Source organism: Stenotrophomonas sp. STEN063, from assembly GCF_056854515.1.
This window is the reverse complement of record NZ_JBXFWF010000059.1, coordinates 20098-29716: the sequence shown is the minus strand read 5'-3', so window position 1 is coordinate 29716 and position 9619 is coordinate 20098. Positions and strand designations below refer to the sequence as shown.

Annotated in this window: 7 protein-coding genes and 1 tRNA gene; all 8 read right to left on the bottom strand. The window is 62.9% G+C overall.

The features are described from left to right. Positions 1-157 precede the first annotated feature (157 nt). On the bottom strand, positions 158-2266 hold the full coding sequence (gene pnp / locus AC1VWL_RS14915; RefSeq protein ID WP_482987210.1) for a polyribonucleotide nucleotidyltransferase: 2109 nt from the start codon (positions 2264-2266) through the stop codon (positions 158-160). A gap of 146 nt (positions 2267-2412) precedes the next feature. Beyond that, complete coding sequence (gene rpsO / locus AC1VWL_RS14910; RefSeq protein WP_057626688.1) at positions 2413-2673, bottom strand: 30S ribosomal protein S15; 261 nt, start codon at positions 2671-2673, stop codon at positions 2413-2415. A 182-nt stretch (positions 2674-2855) separates the two neighbouring features. Continuing rightward, positions 2856-3767, bottom strand: a complete 912-nt coding sequence (gene truB / locus AC1VWL_RS14905) for a tRNA pseudouridine(55) synthase TruB (protein ID WP_482987209.1) — start codon at positions 3765-3767, stop codon at positions 2856-2858. A gap of 112 nt (positions 3768-3879) precedes the next feature. Then, positions 3880-4269 carry a 30S ribosome-binding factor RbfA gene (gene rbfA, locus AC1VWL_RS14900; protein WP_481534142.1) on the bottom strand — a complete coding sequence of 130 codons (390 nt, stop codon included), beginning with the start codon at positions 4267-4269 and terminating at the stop codon, positions 3880-3882. A gap of 170 nt (positions 4270-4439) precedes the next feature. After that, a complete protein-coding gene (infB, locus tag AC1VWL_RS14895) occupies positions 4440-7064 on the bottom strand; it encodes a translation initiation factor IF-2 (protein ID WP_481534143.1) in 2625 nt (874 codons plus the stop codon). A gap of 95 nt (positions 7065-7159) precedes the next feature. Beyond that, positions 7160-8671: a transcription termination factor NusA gene (gene nusA, locus AC1VWL_RS14890; RefSeq protein ID WP_282268424.1), complete on the bottom strand. Its 1512-nt coding sequence runs from the start codon at positions 8669-8671 to the stop codon at positions 7160-7162. A gap of 4 nt (positions 8672-8675) precedes the next feature. Continuing rightward, entirely contained in the window at positions 8676-9263 is a 588-nt protein-coding gene (rimP, locus tag AC1VWL_RS14885) for a ribosome maturation factor RimP (protein WP_296246084.1), read from the bottom strand. Between the two features lie 197 nt (positions 9264-9460). Next, positions 9461-9537 (bottom strand) — tRNA-Met (locus tag AC1VWL_RS14880). Between the last annotated feature and the right edge of the window lie 82 nt (positions 9538-9619).

The window sequence follows — 9619 nt, the reverse complement described above, 5'->3', positions numbered from 1 at the left end:
AGATGTGTATAAGAGACAGGCAAGGTCGGTGGGTTGTCCGGGAAAGCTTCTGCCGAGCTTGGCTCGGCACTACGCGGCTGTTCTTCTGCTGTTTTCCGGGCAAAAGAAAAGCGGGCACGAGGCCCGCTTTTCTTCTCAGCGATACAACACCGCAGCCTTATTCGGCCGGGGTGCCCTCGCCTTCTTCAACGGCCTTCATCGACAGGCGGATACGGCCCTGCTTGTCGACTTCCAGCACCTTGACCTTGACCACATCGCCTTCCTTCAGCACGTCGCCGACCTTCTCGACGCGGTCGCTGGAGATCTGCGACACGTGGACCAGACCGTCCTTGCCCGGCAGGATGGTGACGAACGCACCGAAGTCCATGATCTTGGCGACCTTGCCTTCGTAGATGCGGCCCGGCTCGACGTCCGAGGTGATCTGCTCGATGCGGGCCTTGGCGGCCTGGGCAGCAGCGTTGTTCACCGAAGCGATGGTGATGGTGCCATCGTCCTGGATGTCGATCTGGGTGCCGGTTTCCTTGGTGATGGCCTGGATGGTGGAACCACCCTTGCCGATCACTTCGCGGATCTTGTCCGGGTGGATCTTGATGGTCAGCAGACGCGGCGCGTAGTCCGACAGCTCGGCACGCGGGGAGGTCAGGCCGTGGGCCATTTCACCCAGGATGTGCAGACGGCCAGCCTTGGCCTGCTGCAGTGCCTGCTTCATGATCTCTTCGGTGATGCCTTCGATCTTGATATCCATCTGCAGGGCGGAGATGCCCTCGGCGGTACCAGCGACCTTGAAGTCCATGTCGCCCAGGTGATCTTCGTCACCCAGGATGTCGGACAGGACGACGAAACGCTCGCCTTCCTTGACCAGGCCCATGGCGATACCGGCAACCGGCGACTTGACCGGCACGCCGGCGTCCATCAGGGCCAGCGAGGAACCGCAGACCGAAGCCATCGACGAGGAACCGTTGGATTCAGTGATTTCCGACACCACGCGGATGGTGTACGGGAAGGCCTCCAGCGACGGCATCACAGCCAGCACGCCGCGCTTGGCCAGACGGCCGTGGCCGATTTCACGACGCTTCGGCGCACCGAAACGACCGCACTCACCGACCGAGTAGGGCGGGAAGTTGTAATGGAACAGGAAGTTTTCCTTGTACTCACCGGCAACGGCGTCGATCACCTGGCCATCACGGGCGGTGCCCAGGGTGATGGTCACGATGGCCTGTGTTTCACCGCGGGTGAACAGCGAGGAACCATGGGTACGCGGCAGCACGCCGGTCTTCACGGCGATCGGGCGGACGGTGTCCAGCGCACGGCCGTCGATGCGGACCTTGGTGTCCAGCACCGAGTTGCGCATGGTGCTGTATTCCAGCTCGCCGAATTCCTTCGACAGCTCGGCCGGGTTCCAACCTTCAGCGGCAACGCGGCCAGCCAGGGTCTCGACCACGTCCTTCTTGATCGCCGAGATGGCGTCACGACGCTGCAGCTTGTCACGCACCTGGAACGCTTCGCCGAGCTTGCCGCCGACGGCTTCCTGCAGGGCGCTGATCAGCGCGGTGTTCTTGGCCGGGGCAACCCAGTCGCTCGGCTTGGTGCCGGCTTCAACGGTCAGTTCATTGATCGCGTTGATGACCTTCTGCATTTCGCGGTGACCGAAGGTCACGGCGCCCAGCATCACGTCTTCGGACAGCAGTGCGGCTTCGGATTCCACCATCAGCACGGCGTTGGCGGTACCAGCGACCACCAGCTCCAGCTGCGACTCCTTCAGCTCCGACACGGTCGGGTTGAGGATGTACTGGCCGTCCCTGTAACCGACCTTGGCAGCGCCGATCGGGCCCTTGAACGGGGTGCCGGCCAGCGACAGCGCGGCCGAAGCACCAATCAGGGCGGCGATGTCGCCGTCCACTTCCGGGTTCAGCGACATCACCGTGGCGATGATCTGCACTTCGTTCTTGTAGTCTTCCGGGAACAGCGGACGGATCGGGCGATCGATCAGGCGCGAAATCAGCGTCTCTTTTTCGGTCGCACGGCCTTCACGCTTGAAGAAGCCACCCGGGATACGGCCACCGGCGTAGAACTTCTCCTGGTAATCGACGGTCAGCGGGAAGAAGTCCTGGCCTTCGCGCGCGCTCTTGGCGGCGACGGCAGTGACCAGCAACACGGTGTCGTCCATCTTGACGATGACTGCGCCGCCGGCCTGACGGGCGATTTCGCCGGTTTCAAGCGTGACGGTGTGTTTGCCGTACTGGAAGGTTTTGGTGATTTTTGCCACGGGGGATCCTTGAAATGCTTTCTTCGATTGGTCCGTTGCCAACCCATGCCGGCAACGGCTGGCCGGGCGGTTCCGGCCGGTCAACTACGATTTTGAAGCTCTAAAAACAAAGCCGCGGCGCATCGCTGCGCCGCGGCGGGTATCGATTAGCGGCGCAGGCCGAGCTTTTCGATCAATGCTTTATAGCGTGCGACATCCTTGTTCTTCAGGTAGTCGAGCAGGCTACGGCGGCGATTGACCATCTGCAGCAGGCCACGGCGGCTGTGGTGATCCTTCTTGTGTTCCTTGAAGTGGCCGGTCAGCAGTTCAATGCGAGCGGTCAGCAGGGCAACCTGGACTTCCGGGGAACCGGTATCAGCAGCGCCGCGCTTGTTTTCTTCAATGACTTTCTGGGTGTCGATCGACATGGTTTTTCTCTTCAGATGCGGGGCCAGCAGGAACGCCTCAAGACGCACCGCACAGCTCGCCGATTAATAGGCTGCCCACCGAGGCGGGCAGTTGCCCTTTCTAGGGCCGCAAAATTGTAACGGTCACAACCATCCGGGACAAGGCGGTAGTGACTTGAAAGCTACTGTCCGCTCCCGCCCGTTCAGAGATTGAAGCGCCGCTGCGGGCTCAGCCGCCCGCCCTCCTCGACCTGACCCAGCCCCAGCGGCTGACCGCCTTCGCCGTAAACCACCACCAGCCCAACGGGCCAGACCGGATCGCGTAGACGCTGGCCGACGCAGAAGCGCGCCGCCTGCGCGCCATCCAGCTCGACCCGGGCGAACTGGCTCAGTCCCTGCTCGACCGGCAGCAACCAGTCCAACAGCGCGCCCTCGCCGCCGGACTCAGCGACTGCGCGCAGTGCATCCAGGCCGATCATCTTCGGCGCCATGAACGGTTCCACCCACAGCCGGCGCAGCGCGGTGACATGCGCACCACAGCCCAGCAATTCGCCCAGGTCGCGGGCGATGCTGCGGATATAGGTGCCCGAGCCACAGGTCACGCGCAGCGAAAGGCGCTCACCTTCACGGGCCAGCACTTCAATCGCCTGCACCTGCACTTCGCGCTCGGGGGCTTCGATGGCCTCACCACGACGCGCCTTGGCATACAGCGGCTCGCCACCCTGCTTCAGCGCCGAATAGATCGGTGCCCGCTGCAGGATGGTGCCACTCAAACTGGCCAAGGCCGCCCGCAACTGCGCATCACTGAACTCAGGCACCGGCCGCTCGCGCAGCACCGCGCCGTCGGCATCATCGGTATCGGTGGTGCTGCCGAGCCGGATCTCGGCGTCATAGGCCTTGGCCGAGCCCAGCAACAAGCCGGCGATCTTGGTCGCTTCGCCAAAACACAGCGGAAGAAGACCGGTGGCCAGCGGATCAAGGCTACCGGTATGACCGCCCTTCTCGGCACGGAACAGCCGACGCGCAACCTGCAGCGCGGTGTTGGAGCTCATGCCGGCCGGCTTGTCGAGCAGAACGATGCCATCCAGGCGGCGGAATTGGATTCTGGGACGCATGCAACACCATGGGCGGGCTGGCGTGCGATCAGCACGCCGAGCATAAAACGGGAAAGCCGCCTGCACCAACGCACAGGCCATACATGACAACAGCCCTTACGGGCTGCTGCGATTACTCTTTGTCGGTGCCTTTGTCGGCGTCGGATTCGGGTTCCGGCGGTGGCGCCAGGTCGCGCAACAGATTGTCGATGCGCTCACCACGATCGACCGAATCGTCGTAATGGAAATGCAGCTCCGGCACATGCCGCAACTTCATCGCCTTGGCCAGCGACATGCGCAGCTCAACAGTGAGCTCGCGCAGGCCCTTCATCGCCTCATCCGCACGTTCCGGCATCAGCGCGGTCACGAAGATCTTGGCATGGGCCATGTCACGGGTAACTTCCACGTCCGACACACTGACCGAAGGCAGGCCGAATTCACGCACGGCGGCATGCACCAGCGTGCCCAGATCACGGCGAATCTGCGCAGAAACACGGTCGGTACGATGGAAAGTCTTAGGCATCAGGCAAGTATCAGCAATAAAGAGTGAATTTCAATGAAACCGGAAGGGAACCGCGCGCAGCAACCGCATCCACGGCCACAACTCGCGATTCCCCGACCCGGCTGCTGGAGGTTCCGCTCGTCAGGACCCGCCTTGGCGAATCCCGACTCCCGATACCTCGATCGCAGCCGTTACAGCGTGCGCGGCACTTCGATACGTTCGAAGCACTCGATCTGGTCGCCCGGCTTGACGTCGTTGTAAGCCTTCACGCCAATACCGCACTCGGTACCATTGCGAACTTCCTCGACGTTTTCCTTGAAGCGACGCAGCGATTCCAGCTCGCCCTCGAACACCACCACGCTGTCGCGCAGCACGCGGATCGGCTTGTTCCGCTTCACCACGCCTTCGATGATCATGCAGCCTGCAACCGCGCCGAACTTGGAGCTGCGGAACACATCGCGGACCTGCGCGATACCGATGATCTCTTCGCGGATTTCCACGCCGAGCAGACCGGATGCCACCTGCTTCACCTGGTCGATCACGTCATAGATGATCGAGAAGTAACGCAGGTCAACGCCGTTGGATTCAATGATGCGACGGGCCGAAGCATCCGCACGCACGTTGAAGCCGATGACAGTGGCCTTGGAAGCCACGGCCGAGTTGGCGTCGGACTCGGTGATGCCGCCCACGCCGGAGTGGATCACGTTGATGCGGATGTCGTCGTTGGACAGCGCAACCAGCGCCTGGCTCAGTGCCTGCACCGAACCCTGCACGTCGGCCTTGATCAGCAGGTTCAGCACCTGCTGGCCATCGCCCTTGCCCAGCTGCGACATGATGTCTTCCATGCGGCTGCCGGCGGTGGCAACCAGGCGCGACTCGCGACGCTTGGTTTCACGCGTCTGCGCAACGTCCTTGGCCAGACGCTCGTCTTCAACCACGACGAAGTCATCACCGGCTTCCGGCACACCCGACAGACCCAGCACCTGCACCGGGATCGACGGACCAGCTTCGCCAACCTGGCTGCCGGTTTCGTCGAACAGCGCACGCACACGACCGTACTGGATACCGCACACCAGGTAGTCACCCTTCTTCAGCAGACCCTGCTGCACCAGCACCGTCGCGACCGGGCCACGGCCCTTGTCCAGCGAGGATTCGATGACCACACCGTTGGCGCGGCCGTCGGCCACGGCCTTCAGTTCCAGCACTTCGGCCTGCAGCGAAATCGCATCCAGCAGATCGTCGATGCCCTGGCCAGTCTTGGCTGAGATCTCCACCATCTGCACGTCACCGCCGAAGTCTTCAGCAACGACCTGTTCGGCAAGCAGTTCGTTCTTGACACGCATCGGGTCGGCGGACGACTTGTCGATCTTGTTGATCGCCACCACGATCGGCGCATTGGCGGCGCGAGCGTGCTGGATCGCTTCCTTGGTCTGCGGCATTACGCCATCGTCGGCGGCGACAACCACCACCACGATGTCGGTCAACTGCGCACCACGGGCACGCATCGAGGTGAACGCGGCGTGGCCCGGGGTATCGAGGAAGCTGATCACGCCCTTCGGCGTGGTCACATGGTAGGCACCGATGTGCTGGGTGATGCCACCAGCTTCGCCATTGGCAACCTTGGTGCGGCGCATGTAGTCCAGCAGCGAGGTCTTGCCGTGATCGACGTGGCCCATGATGGTCACGACCGGCGCACGCGGCACCGCCACGCGCTCATCAGCGCCAGTGATGGCCAGCAGTGCGTCTTCGGCGTCGTTGGCGTTGGCGCGAACCACGTTGTGGCCGAGCTCTTCGACAACCAGTGCCGCGGTGTCATGGTCGATGGTCTGGGTGATGGTCGCCATCACGCCCATCTTGAACAGCGCCTTCACCACCTCGCCGCCCTTGAGCGCGAGCTTCTGCGCCAGATCGGCGACGGTGATGGTGTCGCCAACGGCGACTTCACGCACCACCGGTGCGGTCGGGCGTTCGAAGGCGTGGCTGCCGCCACCGCTACGCGCTGCTTCATTGCCGCGGCGGCCCTGCGGTGCACGCGCACCCGGACGACCGCGCGAATTCGTATTGCTGCTGTTGCCGCGACGGGCACGGTCAGACGCCGACAGGTGCAGCTGGCCGCCGAAACGGTTGCCATCCCCACCTTCGTTGCGCTTGCCCGACTTTGCATTGGCATTGGCGTTGTTGCCACGCTCCTCGCGGGCAGGCGCGCGGGCCGGTGCAGCAGCGGCCGGGCGTGCGGCGCGCGGCGCCGGCGCTTCGACTTCCGGCGCCGGCTTTGCAGCAGCAGCCTTGGCAGCCGCTTCAGCAGCGGCCTTCTCAGCCTCGATGCGCGCGGCTTCGGCTTCTTCGGCGGCCTTCTTGGCAGCGATGCTTTCGTCGCGGGCGCGATCCTTCTCGGCCAGCATGCGCTGTTCGTCGAGGTTGCGCTGACGCGACTCTTCGAGCTTGCGCAGGATATCCGCGCGCTCTTCGTCCGGCGTCATCGCAGGCTTGCCACCTTCCGGCTTGGTGTAGGTGCGCTTCTGGCGCACTTCCACATTGACGGTGGTCTTGCTGCGGCCGGCGTTGACGGTCACTTCCTGATGCTTGCGGCGGTTCAGGGTGATCTTCTTGGCTGCGGCCTCGGCGTCTTCGGCCGGCTGCTCTTCCTTGCCGTGCGAACGGCGGAGGAAGCCCAGCAGCTTCACTTTCTCGGTACTGGTCACGACCTGGTCGGGACCGCTGAACTTCATCCCGGCCTGGGACAGCTGTTCAAGCAGTTTCTCGACCGGCGTGTTGACCAGTTCGGCGAGCTTGCGGATGGTGGTTTGCTGCGACATTCGGATCCTATGATCTTGTTTGCGCCCCCTCGTCACGAACGAAGGCAGCGCGGAGTCTACGCCCTGAGCGGCTCAGGGCACTGTTCATCGCTGGCTCATTCGCCGCGCTCCAGGCGGGCGATCTCCTCGGCGCGGGCTGCCAGGACCAACGCCGCGGCGCGCTCCAGATCCATGCCCTCGATGCCGAACTCCAGAACCTCGTCGGCAGCCAGATCCGACAGATCCTCACTTGTGCGCACGCCGTGGCCAGCCAGCGCGTACGCGGTCGCCTCATCCATGCCCTTCAGTGCCAGCAGATCTGCTGCCGGCACACCGCCGTCAGCACCCTCTTCCACCGCCAGCGCTTCGTTGAGCAGCGCATCGCGGGCGCGGGCGCGGAGTTCTTCGACGATATCTTCGTCGAAGCCTTCCACTGCCAGCAACTCACCAACCGGCACGTAGGCGATTTCTTCCACCGTACCAAAACCTTCGGACACCAGGATGCCGGCGATTTCCTCGTCCACTTCCAGCTTGTCCATGAACAGCTGGCGAGCGACGCCCTGCTCGGCTTCCGACTTGGCGGTCACCTGGTCCTGGGTCATCACATTCAGCTGCCAACCGGTCAGGCGGCTGGCCAGGCGCACGTTCTGGCCGCCCTTGCCGATTGCCTGGGCCAGACGGTCTTCCGCCACGGCCAGGTCCATCGAATGCTTTTCTTCATCAACGATGATCGACTGGACTTCAGCCGGCGCCATCGCGTTGATGACGAAGTTGGCCGGGTTTTCGTTCCACAGCACGATATCCACGCGCTCGCCATTGAGCTCGTTGGAGACCGCCTGCACGCGCGAACCGCGCATGCCGATGCAGGCGCCGATCGGATCGGTGCGGCTGTCATGGGCCAGCACGGCGATCTTGGCGCGGTCGCCCGGGTCACGCGCACAGGCCTTGATCTCAACCAGGCCCTGGCCGACTTCCGGCACTTCCAGCTTGAACAGCTCGATCATGAATTCCGGCGCAGCGCGGCTGATGAACAGCTGCGGGCCACGCGGCTCCGAACGCACTTCAGCCAGGTAACCGCGCACGCGGTCGCCGGCACGCAGCACGTCGCGCGGAATGCCCTTGTCCTTCGGAATGAAGGCTTCGGCATTGCCGCCCAGATCGACATAGATGTTGCCGCGCTCAGCGCGCTTGACCACACCGGTGACCAGTTCGCCAACGCGGTCCTTCCACGCATCCACCACCTGCTGGCGCTCGGCTTCGCGCACACGCTGGACGATGACCTGCTTGGCAGCCTGCGCTGCAATACGGCCGAAATCGGGGTTTTCAATCTGCTCTTCGATGTAGTCACCGACTTCAACGCCGTCGGCTTCGTCCACCGCATCCATCAGACGGATCTGGCGGTCCGGCGACTCCATCACCACGTCATCAGCGACCACTTCCCAACGACGGAAAGTTTCGTAGGTGCCGTCTTTGTGGTTGATCGAAACGCGCGCCAGGACTTCTTCCTCGGCGTAACGCTTCTTCGCGGCAGAAGCCAGTGCGGCCTCGATCGCGTCAAAAATGACCTCACGCGGCACGCCCTTCTCGTTGGCGACTGCGTCAACTACCAGCAAAAGTTCCTTGCTCATCGGCTCACTCCGCGCGCGGCTTTTTGGCCGCCGTTTCGTTATTGGAATTATTCTTGGTCTTGCCCTGCTTGGGGGCCGGACCCGTCGGTTTGGTCGGCGCCAGGCCCAAAGCGGCCCAGTCCGGAATGATGCGTGCCTTGTCGATGTTGTCGAACGAAGCCACGAAGGGCTTGTTGTCGACCACGAAGGTCACCGTGCCCTGCTCCAGGTCAACCGCGACAATTTCGCCCTGCAGGCGACGGCGGTTTTCCTGCGGCAGCTTCAGGCCGACCTTGGCGGATTCTCCGATGGCGCGCTCGAACTGCTCCAGCGAGAACAGCGGACGGTCCACGCCGGGCGAAGACACTTCCAGCGTGTAATTGCCGCTGATCGGGTCCTCGACGTCCAGCTGCGCGGAAACCTCGCGGCTCACCCGCTCGCAGTCTTCGACATTGACCATGCGCTCAGGCTGCTCAGCCAGCGGCACATCGATATACAGGCGCAACGTTGCGCCGCCCGGGGCCGGCAGATATTCGGCGCCAAGCAACTCGAGCCCCAACGCCTGCACGGTGGGGCCCAGCAGATTCGCGATTTCAGTAGCCTTGTCGCTCACAGCCAGCCTTGATTCGTAAGTTAGAGAACGGTTGTCACCCAACCGGGGTTTCTGATTTCCAGAAACAGCAAAGGGCCCACATGGGCCCTTTGTCCGTTTGGATCCGATGACCGGATCCCGGTTGCAAGAACGGAAGCAGCCGTTCTTGCGAGCCCAACTTTTGCCTCATCAACACATCGTGTTGCAAAGACCGAAGCTGGTAGCGGGGGCAGGATTTGAACCTGCGACCTTCGGGTTATGAGCCCGACGAGCTGCCAGACTGCTCCACCCCGCATCAGAAGCGGAATTATGAAGTAACCAAGCCGATAATGCAAGACTTATTTACTTCGCGTTTCTCTCAAGAAGCTGGAGAAACC

Excerpts from the sequence above, each read along its gene's own strand:
- rpsO (WP_057626688.1), bottom strand. The coding sequence starts at position 2,673 with ATGTCGATCGACACCCAGAAAGTCATTGAAGAAAACAAGCGCGGCGCT.
- truB (WP_482987209.1), bottom strand. The coding sequence starts at position 3,767 with ATGCGTCCCAGAATCCAATTCCGCCGCCTGGATGGCATCGTTCTGCTC.
- rbfA (WP_481534142.1), bottom strand. The coding sequence starts at position 4,269 with ATGCCTAAGACTTTCCATCGTACCGACCGTGTTTCTGCGCAGATTCGC.
- infB (WP_481534143.1), bottom strand. The coding sequence starts at position 7,064 with ATGTCGCAGCAAACCACCATCCGCAAGCTCGCCGAACTGGTCAACACG.
- nusA (WP_282268424.1), bottom strand. The coding sequence starts at position 8,671 with ATGAGCAAGGAACTTTTGCTGGTAGTTGACGCAGTCGCCAACGAGAAG.